Annotated in this window: 17 protein-coding genes and 1 tRNA gene; 12 read left to right on the forward strand and 6 right to left on the reverse strand. The window is 37.3% G+C overall.

Annotation, left to right across the window (positions count from 1 at the left end; genetic code table 11):
- Positions 1-75: 75 nt before the first annotated feature.
- Together AN490_RS19255 and AN490_RS19260 are read right to left on the reverse strand one after the other, a co-directional pair.
- On the reverse strand, positions 76-1,011 hold the full coding sequence (locus AN490_RS19255; RefSeq protein ID WP_300006506.1) for a serine/threonine-protein kinase: 936 nt from the start codon (positions 1,009-1,011) through the stop codon (positions 76-78).
- Positions 1,012-1,204: 193 nt separating this feature from the next.
- Positions 1,205-2,113, reverse strand: coding sequence for a hypothetical protein (locus AN490_RS19260; protein ID WP_300006507.1), 909 nt, complete (start codon positions 2,111-2,113; stop codon positions 1,205-1,207).
- 187 nt (positions 2,114-2,300) lie between these two features.
- On the opposite strand from AN490_RS19260, the gene AN490_RS19265 reads away from it, so the two are divergent.
- From AN490_RS19265 to hppD, 5 genes are all read left to right on the forward strand, one after another.
- Positions 2,301-3,158, forward strand: coding sequence for a DUF4351 domain-containing protein (locus tag AN490_RS19265; RefSeq protein WP_300006508.1), 858 nt, complete (start codon positions 2,301-2,303; stop codon positions 3,156-3,158).
- A 211-nt stretch (positions 3,159-3,369) separates the two neighbouring features.
- Positions 3,370-4,590 carry an exodeoxyribonuclease VII large subunit gene (gene xseA, locus AN490_RS19270; RefSeq protein WP_300006509.1) on the forward strand — a complete coding sequence of 407 codons (1,221 nt, stop codon included), beginning with the start codon at positions 3,370-3,372 and terminating at the stop codon, positions 4,588-4,590.
- Positions 4,591-4,657: 67 nt separating this feature from the next.
- Positions 4,658-6,013, forward strand: coding sequence for an NYN domain-containing protein (locus AN490_RS19275; protein WP_300006510.1), 1,356 nt, complete (start codon positions 4,658-4,660; stop codon positions 6,011-6,013).
- A gap of 99 nt (positions 6,014-6,112) precedes the next feature.
- Positions 6,113-6,823, forward strand: a complete 711-nt coding sequence (locus tag AN490_RS19280; protein ID WP_210967694.1) for an SDR family NAD(P)-dependent oxidoreductase — start codon at positions 6,113-6,115, stop codon at positions 6,821-6,823.
- Between the two features lie 202 nt (positions 6,824-7,025).
- Positions 7,026-8,120, forward strand: coding sequence for a 4-hydroxyphenylpyruvate dioxygenase (gene hppD / locus AN490_RS19285; RefSeq protein ID WP_300006511.1), 1,095 nt, complete (start codon positions 7,026-7,028; stop codon positions 8,118-8,120).
- Between the two features lie 60 nt (positions 8,121-8,180).
- Here the strand turns inward: hppD and AN490_RS19290 are convergent, their stop codons facing one another.
- Both AN490_RS19290 and AN490_RS19295 read right to left on the reverse strand, forming a co-directional pair.
- A complete protein-coding gene (locus tag AN490_RS19290; RefSeq protein WP_300006512.1) occupies positions 8,181-8,666 on the reverse strand; it encodes an SH3 domain-containing protein in 486 nt (161 codons plus the stop codon).
- Positions 8,667-8,781: 115 nt separating this feature from the next.
- Positions 8,782-10,293 (reverse strand): AAA family ATPase, encoded by a 1,512-nt coding sequence (locus tag AN490_RS19295; RefSeq protein ID WP_300006513.1) that lies wholly within the window; start codon positions 10,291-10,293, stop codon positions 8,782-8,784.
- Between the two features lie 245 nt (positions 10,294-10,538).
- On the opposite strand from AN490_RS19295, the gene glcD reads away from it, so the two are divergent.
- The 4 genes from glcD (at position 10,539) to pgsA (ending at position 15,287) form a co-directional block, all read left to right on the forward strand.
- A complete protein-coding gene (gene glcD, locus AN490_RS19300; protein WP_300006514.1) occupies positions 10,539-12,008 on the forward strand; it encodes a glycolate oxidase subunit GlcD in 1,470 nt (489 codons plus the stop codon).
- A gap of 401 nt (positions 12,009-12,409) precedes the next feature.
- Positions 12,410-14,167, forward strand: a complete 1,758-nt coding sequence (locus tag AN490_RS19305) for an ATP-binding protein (RefSeq protein ID WP_300006515.1) — start codon at positions 12,410-12,412, stop codon at positions 14,165-14,167.
- An 87-nt stretch (positions 14,168-14,254) separates the two neighbouring features.
- Positions 14,255-14,632: a response regulator gene (locus tag AN490_RS19310; protein ID WP_300006516.1), complete on the forward strand. Its 378-nt coding sequence runs from the start codon at positions 14,255-14,257 to the stop codon at positions 14,630-14,632.
- 136 nt (positions 14,633-14,768) lie between these two features.
- Entirely contained in the window at positions 14,769-15,287 is a 519-nt protein-coding gene (gene pgsA / locus AN490_RS19315; RefSeq protein ID WP_168632212.1) for a CDP-diacylglycerol--glycerol-3-phosphate 3-phosphatidyltransferase, read from the forward strand.
- 161 nt (positions 15,288-15,448) lie between these two features.
- Here pgsA and AN490_RS19320 read toward each other — a convergent pair whose 3' ends face one another.
- On the reverse strand, positions 15,449-15,619 hold the full coding sequence (locus tag AN490_RS19320) for a ssl1498 family light-harvesting-like protein (RefSeq protein WP_300006517.1): 171 nt from the start codon (positions 15,617-15,619) through the stop codon (positions 15,449-15,451).
- Positions 15,620-15,678: 59 nt separating this feature from the next.
- On the opposite strand from AN490_RS19320, the gene AN490_RS19325 reads away from it, so the two are divergent.
- Positions 15,679-15,834: a hypothetical protein gene (locus AN490_RS19325; protein ID WP_300006518.1), complete on the forward strand. Its 156-nt coding sequence runs from the start codon at positions 15,679-15,681 to the stop codon at positions 15,832-15,834.
- A 79-nt stretch (positions 15,835-15,913) separates the two neighbouring features.
- On the opposite strand, the gene AN490_RS19330 is transcribed toward AN490_RS19325, so the two are convergent.
- Positions 15,914-15,986, reverse strand: a tRNA-Val gene (locus tag AN490_RS19330).
- A gap of 161 nt (positions 15,987-16,147) precedes the next feature.
- Here AN490_RS19330 and AN490_RS19335 point away from each other — a divergent pair.
- Both AN490_RS19335 and mazG read left to right on the forward strand, forming a co-directional pair.
- Positions 16,148-16,732: a metal-binding protein gene (locus AN490_RS19335; RefSeq protein ID WP_300006519.1), complete on the forward strand. Its 585-nt coding sequence runs from the start codon at positions 16,148-16,150 to the stop codon at positions 16,730-16,732.
- Positions 16,733-16,736: 4 nt separating this feature from the next.
- Positions 16,737-17,555 carry a nucleoside triphosphate pyrophosphohydrolase gene (gene mazG, locus AN490_RS19340; protein WP_300006520.1) on the forward strand — a complete coding sequence of 273 codons (819 nt, stop codon included), beginning with the start codon at positions 16,737-16,739 and terminating at the stop codon, positions 17,553-17,555.
- The last annotated feature ends 211 nt before the right edge of the window (positions 17,556-17,766 follow it).

Here is a 17,766-nt window from a genome sequence, read left to right on the forward strand (position 1 = left end):
CCACCCAACGTTTTTTGAGCAAGAGGAAGCTTACAGCTTATACTGAGAGAGCTTTTTTACAACTTGTCCGACTTTTCAAACACCCTCTAAAGAAATAGAAAAATTTTGTACTTGTGCTGATGTTGTAACTTCCTGTTTTTCTAATTCTGATAAAACCTCATTTGCAGACTGAAAACGATTAATCGGTAAATCCTGCAACATCTTATCTAAAACAATTTCTAACTCCTGACTCACAGAAACATATTGTTTCCATATCCACTGCATTCTCATAGAATCAAATATTAAATCATCACCATCATCTTTTTGAAAATATCCCGTTAATAAACGAATACAAGTTACAGCTAAACTATAAAGATCACTATTCGGAAAAACCTTCCCGCGCATTTGTTCCGGTGGTGCATATCCCAGCGTTCCCGTAATTGTCCCCACTCTAGTCAGAACACTTCCCCCAACTTCCTTAGAAACTCCAAAATCAATTAGGAATAAAGCACCAGTTTGAGAACTTCTAATAATATTTTCTGGTTTAATATCTCTATGAATAACTTTGTTATCATGAACAAATTGTAAAATAGGTAATAATTCAACTAATATCTGTTTAACTTCCGATTCGCTGAATTTTCCTTTTTCTTCCAATTCATCTAACAGATTTTTACCTTCGAGAAATTCCTGAATTAAATATAATCTTCCTTCTTGGGGAAAGAATGCGAGTAAATCTGGAATATGTGAATGTTTCCCTAAATCTCGCAGTCGAACAGCTTCTTGTTTAAATAACTCCGTCGCTTTTTCTAAAGCCCCACTTCCCGATTGTTGCGGTAAAAATTGCTTAATCACACAGGGAGTATCTAATCTTTGTTCGTCTACTGCTAAAAACGTTCTCCCAAAGCCACCTTCTCCAATAACCCGCACACCACGATACCGTTCTTGCAATACCAGTTTACTCCCACAACGTTGACAGAATATCGTCTTCTGTGGATTTTGCTGTAGACAGTCGGGGTTAAGACACTGACTCATAGATACAGGTGAGTAATTACATTGATAATTATAATCACATTTTGACTATCCTTATCCATCCAATTTTTGATGAGGGATACAAGGTTGGGTTGAAGTAACAAAACCCAACATTTTAATAATTTGGTTAGGTTGCGCTGTCACTTAACCTAACCTACAATTTTTGACTAATTGAAGTTCCCAATAAAACCTGAGTTCAATCAACTTTAAACCTAGCTAATAATTCCTCACGGGAAAGATTAAGTAATAACTGATTTCTTTCTGTGAGAGAAAGTTCCATCAACTGACTGATAATAGCAAATAACTCCTCATCTAAATTACCAAAACGCACCGCTAACAAACTCTCGACCATCAAACGCTGTCCGTCTTGTTGTCCTTCCTGTCTTCCTTCTTCAAGTCCCTCTTGTTTCCATTCTTCCCGTTGTTTTAGATACGCTGGTGATAAACTCATAATTAACTCCCTTACTTCTTCATCATTAACATCACTATTCAATTCTAAATTTTTCTGCCAAGATGCGAAAATTTCTACCAGTTTATTCAATTTATCATTCTCTCGTGAAAGTTCAACAACTTTGCTGATAGCTTCAGTTTGAGTTTTGCCTTTTCCCATTGCCCTTAACCATAGTGTATCCTCTATTATGGGTAATTGGTTAATAGCAACAATAGCCGCTTTCTGGTATTTTGGCAGAAAATAAACTCCTTTTTCCCATCCCTCCTTTGTTTTTGCTCCAAACCCTTCCAAGATTCTTTCAGAACAAGTTGGTGTTAAAATCCATAGAAAGGGTAATTCTTCTTCAGAGATAGAACGTTTTTCTCTTTTCGCTTGTCTTAACAATTCACCCTGAACACTATACAATTTTAACAAACAACTTCTAATTTCTATCTCATTAGGTGCATTACGGTAAGGTTCAAAAAGACAGCTTGTAACCGCCATTTTTCCTAATAATCCTAATTCAGAATTTATAACTGTTGTTGTCGGAACAAACCAAACATCTATTTCCTGAACTTCGCTTTTTACATCTTTACTGGTTTTGACCTCTCCTAAAGGTGCTAACAATTCTTCTAGATATTCTTTAGCAAGTTGGTCGTGCGGTTGTCTTGTCATAAATCAGTATTTTCTTATATCAGTATATAAAGTTTTATCGTCAGCGTGTTCAATATCCCGATTCTCAAAGCGTGAGGGAAATTATCAATGATCTGCACAAATCAAGGCATTAGACCTTTATGATACAATAATACTAACTCAATTAAGAACTCTCCCCTAATTTTTTTCATTTTCCAATCATCAATCCATGACCAAAAAAGTAGATATTGGTAGTAAACGCTTAATCAGTCTCGCCCCCGATAATTGGGTACAATGGGTAACACAAAGAAAAGATATTCGGGTGAAAGAGTTTATTTCCTCAGAATTTCAATGGATTAGCCGCGATAACGACGTACTGATTAAAGCCGAAAATCCAGTGGGTGAATTTTTAATTCTCAATGAGCTACAATTGCGTTATAACGAGATAATGCCTCTGAGAATGACGGCTTATATTGCTTTAGCACGGGAACGTTATAAATTACCCATATATCCCGTACTTATCAATATTTTACCCCATGTCAAAACACCCAACATTCCCAACTTCTATGAACAGGAGTTTATGGGAATGAAGAGTTATCAAGAATATCGGGTAATTAATCTCTGGGAAATTGAAGCTAGTTTAGTATTTCAGCAAAACTTAACAACTTTATTACCATTTATACCCATTCTCAAAGGAGGTGGAGAAGAAGCAATTGTCAGAGAAGCAGTAATTAAACTGCGAGAAAATGAAAAGTTAAGCGATTTAGAACCCTTATTATCGTTTTTTGCATCCTTTGTCCTAGAAATACCAATAGTTCAACAAATCATGAGGTGGGATATGACAGTATTAAGAGAATCACCCTGGTATAACGAAATCCTCAAACAAGGTTTACAGCAAGGTGAACAACAAGGTGAAGCTAATTTAATTATTCGTTTATTATCAAAGCGGTTTGGTAATTTAGATATAGCAATTGCATCACAAATCCGCCAGTTATCAATTTCTCAATTAGAAACATTAGGAGAAAGTATCTTTGATTTTTCTGCTATGGCTGATTTAGAAAACTGGTTACAACAAAATACTGATTAAAAAAGTGAAAATCTGGGAATTGATTACGTCAACACTTTGATTAGTATTCCAATACATGAGCTATTTTTTTAGGTTGGGTTAAGCAAAAGCGCATGAGTTAGGACATATTCAGAAATTGGTAGAAGTTATCAAAAGCATGGAAGAATTAAAGTCAACATCAGATTTTTAACAAAAATATTCACAATATGTCACCTCATATCCACCTACTGCTATGACCTTTGACTTTCCTAATACCGCCCTTTCCGTAGCTGGTTTAACCGACTATCTAAAATTACTCTTAGAACAAGATGAAATTCTCAGACAAGTGTGGGTAACTGGAGAAGTTTCCAGCACAAATCATCACCAGAGTGGGTTATTTTTTACATTAAGAGATACTGATAGTACAGCCGCGATTAAGTGCGTGGCTTGGAAAAGTCAAGTAGCAAAATTAGCACAAATGCCAGTTCCTGGTGAACAGTTAATTATTTTAGGCAGTATTCGTATTTACCCGCAACGGGGAGAGTATCAATTAACAGTGTGGCAAGCCCTACCTGCGGGTGTAGGTTTACAGGCATTACGCTATCAACAACTGAAAAATCGCTTACAGGCTGAGGGACTATTTGATACAGAGAGAAAAAGATACTTTCCCTCACATCCGCAAATTATCGCCGTTATTACGTCCCCAACAGCAGCCGCTTGGGGTGATATTCAAAAAACCCTTAAACATAGATATCCCGGCTTACACATCTTATTTTCTCCCGCAACAGTACAAGGTGAACAAGCACCAGCATCTATCGTCAAAGCCATTGAACGGGTCAAAAAAGATGGTCGTGCAGAAGTATTAATTTTATCAAGAGGTGGTGGTGCTGTTGAGGAATTAGCTTGTTTTAATGATGAAAGAGTGGTTATGGCTGTTGCTAATTGTCCAATTCCCGTTATTACTGGTATCGGACATGAAAGGGATGAACCCTTAACTGATTTGGTTGCCGATTTATGCGTACATACACCAACAGCCGCAGCGGAAACCGTAGTACCTGCATTGGCTGATTTGCAAATTCAACACCAACAGCGAATTACAGGCTTGTGTACAGCCGTAAATTCATCATTAGCAGCTAGGGAAAAGCAACTTCAAGGATTAAAACATCGGTTGCGTCAATTGCGGTTAGATAGACAAGTAGAACAGGAAAGAGACAAGTTATCTTGGAAACATCGGCAATTATTACAGGTAACAACGGGAAAATTACAACAGGCCGGCCAACACTTAGAAATGTTACGACAAAAATTGGCTAGTATTGATATCAAGTCCGTTTTAGAGCGTGGCTATGCAGTGGTGATAACAGAAAATGGTGTAATTCCTCGTTCTGTATCAGAATTAACTATAGGAGAAAATTTAGTGATTCAGTTGGCACAAGGTAAGGTAACAGTTAAAGTTATAGAAGTTACTGAAGGTTGAGTTCTGGAAAATATATTTTCAGACTTGAGGCTTCATACTCAGGATGCTCTACTGTACGCTGTAAGCTATGTCCTATCATGATTCTGCCTTATTACAAAAAATCTCTGTCGAGATTTGTCAATCAATTATTGCTATTCAAAAACAGCAACCAGAATTCTTGATTGCAAAATATCGAACTATTAACTGGCAAATATCTACAAATAAATCGGCTTTAAGTACAAAATTCACAGCCATACTCAGTCAAACTCAAAGCTGGGATGAATTATTACAAAGACTGCAATCATCACTTAAAGCGGTGCTTGTTCCCGCAGCTTTTGATTCACAAATACTACCGGATTTAATATCTGCTGTTGAGCAGCTAAATCCAGAAAATATTGATGTAAATACTAACCATTTACTCCAACGACAATCTGCTAGTATAACTATTTTGCTTTTAGATGCAGAAAACCTGCAACTAAACACGAATACAGAAAAGTTTTTAAGTACAATTTGTCATTGTCCTGTACAAGTTAAAATTGCTTTTGCTAATTGGTCAAATCGCGGAAAGTTGGATGTAGAATTACATGAACGTGGCTATGATTTAATTCATGTTCCTGCTGGTAGAGATAATGCTGATGGTAAAATGATTGCGGTTGGTTCTTCTATTCATGAACGCTATCCTCATGTGAAGGAGGTGTTTGTTTGTTCGTCAGATAAGGTAATGACAAACTTATGTAATACATTACAACAAAATGGGATATTAGTTTATCAAGTTACTCAGCATGGAGAAAATATTAAAGTATTCAATAGTTTAACAAGTGAAACTATTAATTATTCTCTTAAACCTTTGCCAGAGATACCATCTATAGAGCAGTTTATTTTGCAAATGAAGGGTTTGATTAAATTACAACAGAAACAAACTAAAAGTTATTGGATTAAGCTTTCGATTCTGTCTAAATTATTTAAAAGCAAACATCAATTAACCATTAGCCAAATTATTGCTCATCACTTTCCCGGTAAGCAAGCCAAAGACGTATTTATTCACTATCCATCTGAGATTGTAGTTCATCAAATTGATGAGAAATCTGAATTATATGTCACCCTTTTTGAACATCATCAATCGAAATCAGAAAATACTCAGGATAATTCACAACAGGAAATTCTGACATCAAAAGTATTATCTCCTATTAATTCTCCCGCAGATTTAGAGCAAGCAATCAAGAATATTTTGACTAATTTAAGCAAGGTAGATAATCAGAAATCTGTTGATATTAGTATTTTGGCAAGTAAATTTTATCAGCAATATGGTAAACCAATAACTGAACAAATCAAACAATTAAAGATTGGGGGTAGTTTTGCTAAATTTCTCCATTCTTGTCATTCTTTGCAAATTCAGCAAGTCGGTAAAAAATGGGAAGTGGGTGTGAAAAAATCTGGACTATGATTTGTTGGATTTGGATAATTAATTTGATTGAGAGGATTAAACCCAGAATACCGAGATAGACTGTACTATAAATATAGTCTGTAAAGAAATGTAAATATTATGATGCTAGAAGATAAAGTTATTGTCATTGTCGGTGCTACTGGTGGTATTGGTTCTACCTTAACTCGTCAGTTATCCTCCACTGGTGCGAGGTTGGTACTTGTAGCTAGAGACGGGGAAAGTTTAGCAGCATTAGCTAATGAGTTATCAGGAGAGGTGCTGACAGTTCCTACTGATATTACTCAACCTCAACAGGTAGACGCATTAATTCAAAGGACAATAGCTCAGTTTGGACAAATTGATGTTTTGGTAAATGCAGCCGGAGCGGGTATTCTCAAAGCCTACAACACCATTGAATCGGCAGATTTAGATGCAATGCTGGATTTGAATTTAAAAGGCTGTTTTTACACCACTCAAGCCGCAGCGAAGGAGATGCAAAAACGGAAATCTGGTCATATTTGTAATGTTGTCGGTATTCTTGGTAAACATTCAATGCCTATGGCTGCGGCTTATTCTGCGTCTAAGTTCGGTGTGGTGGGTTTTAGTAAATGTATAGCGGAAGAACTGAAACGCTTTGGGGTGAAAATTACGCTTTTTTACTTTGGGGGGATAGATTCTTCTTTTTGGGATAAGGTAAATTTAAAAGTAGATCGGAGTAAAATGCTGAGTTGTGAAACTGCGGCAAATGCTATTTTTTATGCTTTATCTGCCGAACCCCAGGCTATACCCATGGAAATTAATATTCAACCTGAGAGTCATTTATTTTTTTAGTATGTCATAGATTCAGAGGGAACAGGGAACGGGCAACTTTCTAACAGGAAAAACTCATGTTTGAGTTAAACATGAGATTGAAATAATGACACTGTTTTTTTGGACAGAAGCTCTAAACTGCTGCAAATGAGTGTTTCTTATCTGTTCCCTGTTCCCTGTTCCCTGTTCCCTTTTTTTGTAAATACTGGATTTAAAATAAATTATGCTGCAAATTGATCACGTTCACTTTTATGTCGAAGATGCCCAAAGGTGGCGAGATTGGTTTGTTTATTGTCTTGGTTTTCAAACAGTAAATGATGGCTTTTTTCCAAGTCTTTCTCATCATCAAAAATCGTTACATACTCGGACAGAAGTGGTGAAAAGTGGATCTGTCTACTTTTTACTTTCTTCTGCGATTTTAGCGACTAGCCCGGTGGCTGAGTTTTTGCGTCAACATCCTCCCGGTGTGGCTGATATAGCCTTTGTAGTTGATGATGTGGAAGCTTTGACAGCAAGGGCTATAAGTAATGGGGCCAGGATTCTCCAACCTGTTGAAGATGCTGGATTTTGTCAGTATGCCAAAATTGCTGCTTGGGGGAGTTTAAATCATACGTTAATTACTAAAAATACCGCAAAAATAGCAGATAACGAAAATATTTTACATGATTCTATTACGGCGATTGATCATCTAGTTTTGAATGTGGGAGTTGGTGAATTAGAAACTGCTGTTAATTGGTATCAAAAAATATTTGATTTTCAACCTCAACAAACTTTTAATATTAAAACTGATCGTTCTGGTTTGCATAGTCAGGTAATGATTTCACCTCATGGTAATATTCAATTACCAATTAATGAACCGGCTGCGCCTAGTTCGCAAATTCAGGAGTTTTTGGATGTAAATCGAGGGGCAGGTATTCAACATATTGCTTTATTAATACCTGATCTTGTGAATGCAATTTCTCGATTTCGGGCTGCTGGTTTATCTTTTCTTTCTGTTCCCCAAAGTTACTATTCCCAGCTACAACAACGATATAAATTTTCTCTGTCAACTGAAGAATTACAAGCTATATCTCATCAGGAAATTCTGGTAGACTGGCATGAAAATTCTCACCCAGGTCAGTTATTATTGCAAATTTTCAGTCAACCAATTTTTTCAAAACCAACTTTTTTCTTTGAGTTTATTGAACGTCGTTCTTTTGCCCAAGGTTTTGGAGAAGGTAATTTTCTGGCTTTATTTCAAGCTATTGAACGCGAACAAATTAAACGCGGTATTGATTTCCCTTCCAGCCAGGGAATAAATTCCCTGTCTAAAAGCTAAAGTCGGTTAAAACAGACTATTTTATCAGCATAAATAGGATAATTTTTAATGCTCACCTATTTACGGGGAACGTTGAATATTACCTGCTTTTACCCAACCTTCTTTATCGGTATCAGCAATGCGAATTTTTTGCCATTTTTTATCGGCACTTTCTTCTAAAATAATTACTTTTTTATTACCCCCAACCCCTGCGGTAGTGGGAGAATTCGCATCTGGTTCTGCTCGCATACTTAGTCCTTGCGCCCAAGTAACAGTTCCTTCGTAAGCATCTGGTGGCAATGCTTTGGGTGATTCTGTGGGTGTGGGAGTGGGAGTAGCTGTAGGGCTAGATGTGGGGTTGGGAGTAGCTGGTTTTTGCGGTTGAGATTTGGGAGTGGCTTTGGGCTTTTTAATTTGTTTAGAAGGATTATCGTTAGCATAGAGTGGCTTGGGAGGAGTTACTGCGGTACGGTTAACAAAATATAGGGCAACTGTTAAGCCAGTACCTAATAAAACTGCGATCGCTAAAATAAAACCGAGTATAACTTTAAGTAAGTTTGTAAGCATATAGTAGGGAATTGGTAATTGGTAATTGGTAATTGGTAATTGGTTAGTTTTTTTCTGCTTTCTTCTTCCTTCTTCCTTCTTCCTTCTTTCTTTTCTTCCTCCTGACTCCTGACTCCTAGAATTGACGTTGAATGCGATCGCTTAAAGGACTGTATTTTGAGGCTAGACGCGCCCTACCGGATGCTGCCCATTCTTGGAGTTTTTGAATCTGTTCGAGGGCAGTTCGTGCCAAGGGGATAATTTGACTAGCAGCCTCTAAAATATCATCAGTGGTGAAATCACGGTTTTGACTAAAGCCAATGTGCATGGCTTCAATTAACGTTTGTTCAATTTCTGCACCGGAAAAATCGGGAGTTTCGTAGGCTAATCTTTCGATTTCATAGCTGTTCAAATTATGGGGACGCAATCGGGATAAATGCACATTGAAAATGGCTTTTCTTTCTTCTTGGCTGGGTAAACCGACAAAGAAAATTTCATCAAATCGCCCTTTTCTTAACATTTCTGGTGGTAACGCCTGAATATCATTAGCAGTAGCCACAACAAATACAGGAGAAGTTTTTTCCGCTAACCAATTGATAAAAGTCCCAAATACCCGGCTGGTAGTTCCTGCATCACCTTTGCTACCCAAACCCGAAAAAGCTTTGTCAATTTCATCAATCCAAAGTATACAGGGAGCGAGCGCTTCTGCGACTTGAATCATTTGCCGGGTGCGGGATTCTGACTCACCCACCAAACCACCAAATAACCGCCCTACGTCTAATCGTAACAGAGGTAAATGCCAATGGTGAGCGATCGCTTTGGCCGTTAAAGATTTACCAGTTCCTTGAATTCCCACCAACATTAACCCACGGGGATAAGGTAAACCATATTGTCGGGCTTTTTCGCTAAACGAACCCCCACGCCGAATTAACCAATCTTTCAAATTATCCAAACCACCAATATCAGTAATTTCCTCAGTGGCGGGGTAAAAATCAAGAATTTGGGTTTGGCGGATAGTTTGCCGCTTTTCTGCCAAAACTAAATCTACATCTTCCGGTTCTAATTGTCCATGAGTGGCGATTCCTCGCGCCAATACCCGGCGGATTCTTTCCATAGACAACCCTTGACAAGAACGCACCAAATCATCCAAAAACTTGCCAACAGGCGGATTCCCGGTGGCTTGTAACAACCGTTCCACCTCCATTTTGATTTCCGAGGCGTTAGGTAGGGGAAACTCAACCACCGTCAGCACTTCCGTCAAATCGTCAGGAATAGCGACGCGAGGGGATAATAGGACAATATTTTTCGGTTGTGATTTCAGCAGTTTGGCTAAATTACGAAGTTTACGAGCGATCGCCACATCATCCAAAAATCTATGATAATCTCGTAAAATCAACACCGCAGGTGCAGCAGCAGTCAACTTTTCCACAAACTCCAAAGCCTGTAACGGGTTACGTTTACCAAACCCCACATCATTAGGACTTCCTTGATAACCGTCCACAAAATCCCAAGTATACACCGGACGATTACCTTGATTTATCGCCTCTTCCCGAATCGCCGCTTCTACCCGTTCTTCCTCATAAGTGGGAATATAAATCAACGGATAACGAGCGCGAAGTAACAATTTAAACTCATTACGAAAATTCATAAAAAACAAGTATGGCTAAAGCTGCGTTATCAAAATCAATAAGGTTTAGTATAATACCATATCCGATTGTACATCACCTGTTAATAATCAATGCAGACTTATTTTGGAGATATCTATTGGTAACATAAATTATGTTTCGCGCAAAGACACAAAGGGGCAAAGGCGCAAAGTTTGAGATTTTGAGTTTTTCAACACCAGTAGCATTAAAGTAAAAATAAACATCTACAGTTAATCGTCAAAAATCCATGCTTACCAAAAATAAAAAAGAAATCAACTGGAAACCTATTATCAAAAAATTTGTCGCTGTAGTTGGTGAAAAAGGCGTAGTTCAACGCAAAGAAGAACTTCTCACCTATGAATGTGACGGTTTAACCAGCTATAAACAACGTCCCCCAGTTGCAGTATTACCCCGAAGCACAGAACAAGTATCAGAAATTGTCAAAATTTGCAATCAATATTCCGTTCCATTTATTGCTAGAGGTTCAGGAACAGGTTTATCTGGTGGGGCTTTACCAACAGAAAATTCCGTTTTGATTGTCACTTCTTTAATGCGACAAATCCTCAGTATTGATTTAGAAAATCAACGGGCTGTAGTGCAACCAGGAGTAATTAATAGTTGGGTGACACAAGCAGTTAGTGGTGCTGGTTTTTATTTTGCACCTGACCCTTCTAGTCAAATTATTTGTTCCATTGGTGGCAATATTGCCGAAAATTCTGGAGGAGTCCATTGTTTAAAATATGGTGTGACAACAAATCATGTTTTGGGCTTAAAACTTGTGCTTCCTAACGGTGAAATAGTTGATGTTGGCGGACAAATTCCCGAAACCCCAGGTTATGATTTACCTGGGGTATTTGTGGGTTCAGAAGGAACATTAGGAATTGCTACAGAAATCACCCTGAAGATTCTCAAGAGTGCGGAATCTATTTGTGTCTTACTAGCAGATTTTACCAGCGTAGATGCTGCCGCTGCCACCGTTTCTGATATTATCAGCGCGGGGATTATTCCCGGTGGCATGGAAATGATGGATAATATTAGTATCAATGCTGTAGAAGATGTTGTTGCCACTAATTGTTATCCCCGTGATGCCACAGCTATTTTATTAGTAGAAATTGATGGTTTAGAAGTAGAAGTTTCTGCCAATAAACAGCGAGTTATAGAAATTTGCAAAAAGAATGGGGCGCGAGATGTTACTAGTGCTAGTGACCCAGAAACTAGATTAAAATTATGGAAAGGTAGAAAAGCAGCTTTTGCGGCTGCGGGACATATTAGCCCAGATTATTATGTGCAAGATGGGGTAATTCCTCGAACTCAATTACCTTATGTTCTCCAGGAAATTGAAAGATTAAGTCATAAATATGGTTATCCCATTGCTAATGTTTTTCATGCTGGAGATGGTAATTTACATCCATTAATTTTATTTGATAATTCTGTACATGGAGAATTGGAAAAAGTCGAAGAATTGGGAGGAGAAATTCTCAGGCTATGTGTAAGAGTAGGTGGAAGTATTTCCGGTGAACATGGTATTGGTGCTGATAAGAAATGCTATATGCCAGATATGTTCAGTGAAGCTGATTTAGAAACTATGCAATGGGTAAGACAGGTATTTAATCCCCAAGGTTTGGCAAATCCTGGCAAGATTTTCCCCACACCTCGCACTTGTGGAGAAGCAGCTAAAGCATCTATTCAAAAATTCCCAGATGTAGAAAGATTCTAAGTAAAAAATAAATGTTGGGTTTCGTTCCATTACTTCGCAACCCTAATGCAAACAACCCAACCTACTATTTCTCCTCTCTCTGTGTCCTCTGTGGTATGGCTAACGCCACGCTTCGCTAACGTTTTTAATTTATTGCTTGGAAGTACCTTAGTTAGAGAGTTCAGATATTTTTACAAGACTAAAGATAGAGAGTAAAAGTAATTTTATCTATAGATAGATAGATAGATAGATAGATAGAATTAGAGGGTTAATCATTAGAAATTTTTATTATAATAAACGTATATATTTGAATGGCAAATTTAGCCAATCATCTGCTTCAGATTTTAATTCAGCAGGGCTTTGTTTGAATTTATTTCTAATAATTTGGCTTACCTTTTTATCGTTTACCATGCGAGTTATGTATGAACGAAATCAATTTTTTACAAGTAAATACACCAATAGATTTAAGCAACTGTGATCAAGAACCTATTCATATATTGGCAGAAGTTAAAAACCGAACTGTTGACCTAGAAAATTATCAAGCAGCATTACAACGGCAAATAGAACAGGAAAGACTGGTGATGGCGATCGCCTTACGTATTCGTCAAAGTTTGCATCTGGATCAAATCCTCAACACTGCTGTACATGAAGTTCGGGAATTTATGCAAGCAGACCGAGTATTTATTTATCGTTTTCAGCCAGACTACAGAGACTACAGTGGATATGTAGTGGTGGAATCTGTTGATGATGCTTGGACTCCTGCGTTAAATGCCGGCGTTGAAAATACTTACTTGATGGAAAATACCGTCAGGAGATACACACAAGGAGGCTTTCTAGCCATAGCAGATATTTATACAGCCGATCTATCTGAATGTGATCGTGATTTACTAGCGAAATTTCAAATCAAAGCCAAATTGTCAGTTCCTATTATGCAGGGACAAAAATTATGGGGGCTATTAATTGCCAATCAATGTACGACATCAAGACAGTGGCAACCTTGGGAAATTGATTTCCTGCAAAAATTAGCAACACAAGTAGGCATTGCCATTCAACAATCAGAACTATACCAACAATTAGAACAAGAACTACAAGAACGTCAAAAAATTGAAACTGCTTTGCGACATAGTGAAAACTTATTTCGTTCTCTCAATGAATTTGCACCTGTAGGTATTTTTCAAACAGATACCCAAGGAAGAATGATCTATAACAATCCTAGCTGTCAGAAAATTTGTGGTTTTACCCTAGAACAATCATTAGGAGAAGGCTGGATCAATTTTATTCACCTTGATGATTTAGAAGTATTTTTACCTCAGTGGAATGAGGGAGTATCAACACATCAGCAACTCGCTACAGAAATACGTTTTGTCCATGAAGATAAAACTGTTCGGATTTGTCGGCTGATTTCTGTTCCCATGTTTTCTGATCTTAATGAATTTGTGGGATATGTCGGCACTATCGAAGATATTACAGATAATCGATTAATGGAAAAAATGAAAAGTGAGTTCATTTCCATAGTTAGTCATGAATTACGAACTCCATTAACATCTATTCGTGGTTCTTTAGGATTACTAACTACTAGTGGCATCAGAAATAACCCAGAAAAAATGCAGAAAATATTAGATATTGCTGCTAGTAATGCCGAACGTTTAACAAGGTTATTAAATGACATTCTTGATTTAGAACGACTAGAAACCAGCAAATTTATCCTGAATAAAAAATCCTGCGATGCGATGACATTAATACACCAGGCTGTAGACTCTATCCAAACATTAGCCAAAGAAGAGAATATTTCTTTGCAAATATTAGGTAATTCTGTGCAATTGTGGATAGATGAAGACAGAATTTTGCAAACTCTTGTTAACTTAATCAGTAATGCCTTTAAATTTTCTCCCCCTCACACTACCATCAAAATCACTGTGAAAGAAACGCCAGATAGCCATTTATTTAAAATTCAAGATCAAGGGAGGGGTATTCCTAGCGATAAAATAGAAACAATTTTTGGTAAGTTTCAACAAGTAGATACTAGTGACTCCGGACAAAAAGGAGGAACAGGTTTAGGTTTAGCTATTTGTGATACTATTATTAAACAGCATGGGGGCAAAATTTGGGCAGAAAGTGTTGTAGGACAAGGTAGCACTTTTTATTTTTCTATTCCTAAGCAGGTAACAGGTGACAGGTAAAAAAGATAAAAGTGAAGGATAAATTTAAGCTTTTCAAACAACCTTTAAATTGATGAATCATAATTTATTTTAGAGTTCAATAAAAAAATGACAGAAAAACATATTTTAGTAATAGATGATAATGATGATGTGGGATTTCTTATTTCCACTTGTCTGGAAGAATTTGGATCATGGCAAGTGTTGATAGCTAATAGTGCGAAAAAAGGTTTAACTTTAGCACAAACACAAAAACCGGATCTCATCCTTTTAGATGTAATGATGCCAGATATGAATGGGATAACTTTATTTGGTTTATTGCAAAGTGAACCTAAGACCCAAGAAATTCCAGTAATTTTTATGACTGCTAAAGTCCAAAGTTCAGATATAGAACTATATCGCAGCTTAGGAGTTAAAGGGATAATTAGCAAACCATTTGAACCTTTTACATTAGTAGAACAAATTACAGAGATGCTGCAATGTCAATAATCCTCTATGGATAGAACCCTTTTGGAGACGTTACATGGAACGTCTCTACTGGAGATGTCTATTATAATTCTTATATAATAGCAACCTAAATAAGTGGGTGTGGAAGACTCAGTGAATTATTAAATTTTAAATTGTCATGACTCTACCTAATTGGATTACTTTTTCTCGACTGCTAGGAATACCTTTTTTACTTTACGGTTTATACAATCCCACAAATCAAGCAAAGTGGATATGTTTGACAATATTTTTAATTGCAGCGTTAACTGATTGGTTAGATGGATATTTAGCCAGAAAACTTAACCAAATTAGCGAGTTAGGTAAGTTTCTTGATCCTTTAGTAGATAAATTATTGGTACTTGCACCATTGTTAGTATTGGTAGAATTGGGAAAAATTCCAGCTTGGGCAGTGTTTATAATTTTAGCACGGGAATTAGCGATCGCAGGTTGGCGAGTTAATCAAACTACTATTACTGGTGCAAATATTTGGGGTAAACTGAAAACGGTTAGTCAAATCATCGCCATATCTCTACTAATTTCCCCCTTATCTCCAACTTGGCAAACTCCGGTTTTAATTGCCTTTTGGATATCTGTAATCTTAACAATTGTTTCCGGGATAATTTATCTCATTCCCCCAAAAATTAGTGAGGAAAAATAAATTTATTAAAATTAAACTCGAAATTAAAAAAGGTGGCGAAATCTGCTTTTTCAATTCATTAGTATTCAAATTCAGCAATAAAAAACCCTGGCGAAACTGACCAGGGTTGATTGAGAGAAAATTTAAATGACGATTAGATACAAATACCTAAGCTGAAAATTTTAGCTAACCCCTAAAGCAATTAAAATTATAGAGGTAACAAATAAAACTGCTACTGTACCTTGAAAAGCATATTTGCTTTGTTGCTCTTTGGTGGGAAATTCTGCGTAGTAAAGCTTGGGTTCTTTGGAGTAGTTATTAAGGATGCCTGTTTCGTTAGTTGTGGTATACATAATGGTTTTTTCTTTTGTTTATTACTTTATGTAAATTAATATAACAAGATTGTTACAAAGTGTCAATAAAACTTGACAAAAAAATAATTTATGCTAATGATAAGGCTTGCTTATCTGAAATTGATGGAGCAGTGTCTGTGACAGCAGCCATGAAAAAACCCACCTGTGCGGGTTTCCAGTGGGAAGTTAGCGAAGGTGGGTTAAGATTAATGTAATTAAAAATTTAGCCAAAAAATGTTTTAGCAGTTTACAACTAGTTGTAAACTGCTATGCAAAGAGAATTTCGATTTTAAATGGGCAGTACCAGACTCGAACTGATGACATCCTGCTTGTAAGGCAGGCGCTCTACCAACTGAGCTAACCGCCCGTTTCTTTCACTCAATCAATATAGCATAGCCTTGCCAAATTTTGCAAGTCTTTTGCTAAACTTTTTTTAGGGCTGGGAAAGCCTGATTTAAACGGTATTGAGCTATACTAACTCAGGACTAAAATTTTTAATTTTTAATTTTGAACTTTTAATTTTCTAAGATGCCCTCTGGTCAAACGCATGATCGCATTACTATTTGGTCTATGCCTGTAGTGGCGAGTATAACGCTGGTTTCCACTCACAGCAGTAATATGACTTTGTTGGTGGCGGGTGGGTTTATGTTTGGGGGGCTGATGTTTGGTCCCGATTTGGATATTTACTCCCGTCAATTTCAGCGTTGGGGTTTTCTGCGATGGATTTGGCTACCTTATCAAAAAAGTCTGCGCCATCGGTCTTTTTTATCTCACGGTCCGATTATTGGTACAACATTAAGGGTGGTGTATCTGACAACTTTTTTAGCATTGGTGGCCATTGTGCTGGTGATGATTTTCACCAAGTTGGGAAATGTGGCTTGGAATTGGGGGGAACTGTGGGGAACTGTGGGGAAGACCATCTATATATATTATGGAGAATTTTTTGCCCTCTTTGTCGGTTGTGAACTCGGTGCAATGAGCCATTCTTGTAGTGATTGGACTGTTTCTGGTTATAAGCGCTTTCAAAAACAGGGTATTCAAGGTTTACTTCCCCGTGGCAAAATTAAGAAACGTAAAGTTAGCCCCAGTCGTCGCAGTGCAAAAAAGCGGTAAAAATATGGAAGTTAATCAGACTTTAGAGGCATTACAAGAGTTAATAAATGTAGTAGCAAAATTGAGATCACCTCAAGGTTGTCCTTGGGATTTGGCACAAACCCCGTCAAGCCTGACTCCTTACGTGATTGAGGAGGCTTATGAGGTGGTAGATGCAATTCAAACTGGGGATAAAAAAGCGATCGCTGAAGAATTAGGTGATTTATTATTACAAGTAGTATTACAGGCGCAAATTGCCAGTGAAGCGGGTGATTTTTCTCTGCAAGAAATCGCTGAGGGTATTTCTCAAAAGTTAATACGTCGTCATCCTCATGTATTTGCTGATGTGACTGTGGCAAGTATGGAAGAGGTACACAAAAATTGGGAAACGATTAAAGCAGCAGAAAAAGGAGAAACTGTAGAAGAGCAAAAACTCAGTGATAAATTGAATCGTTATCGTCGCAGTCTTCCGCCCTTAAATGCGGCCATGAAGATCTCTGAAAAAGCTGCTAAAGTTGGTTTTGAGTGGAATAATGTAGATGAAGTTTGGGGAAAATTCCAGGAAGAGTTAGGGGAATTTCAACAGGCTTTAGCTGAAGAAACCAAAGAAAGACAAGAATCAGAATTAGGTGATTTACTATTTGCCATTATTCAAATTGCCAGATGGCATAAACTTGATCCTAGTGCGGGTTTACAAGGGACAAGTCAGCGATTTATTCAACGATTACAAAAAATGGAGGATGTGATTGAACGTCCGTTGACAGATTATAGTTTAGAAGAATTAGAAGCCCTGTGGCAACAGGTTAAAGCCCAACTGTTAATCACATTTTCATGTGCAAACTAGAAGGTGAAGATAGAAGAACAAGACTACCTCATTTTGGTATGCGAATACCAATGGAGAGTAGCTTAGGCGGTCTGGATTTTAGAATCGTTGCTAATCAAGATTGCGCTCTTGCTATTGGTGTAAGAGGGTGTTTGAAAAGTCGGACAAGTTGTAAAAAAGCTCTCTCAGTATAAGCTGTAAATAGATAATAGACAGCACGGAGAGAGTAACA

Origin of the sequence: Anabaena sp. AL09, assembly GCF_001672255.1 — a bacterium.
In the GTDB taxonomy this organism is placed as follows: Bacteria; Cyanobacteriota; Cyanobacteriia; order Cyanobacteriales; family Nostocaceae; genus Dolichospermum; species Dolichospermum lemmermannii.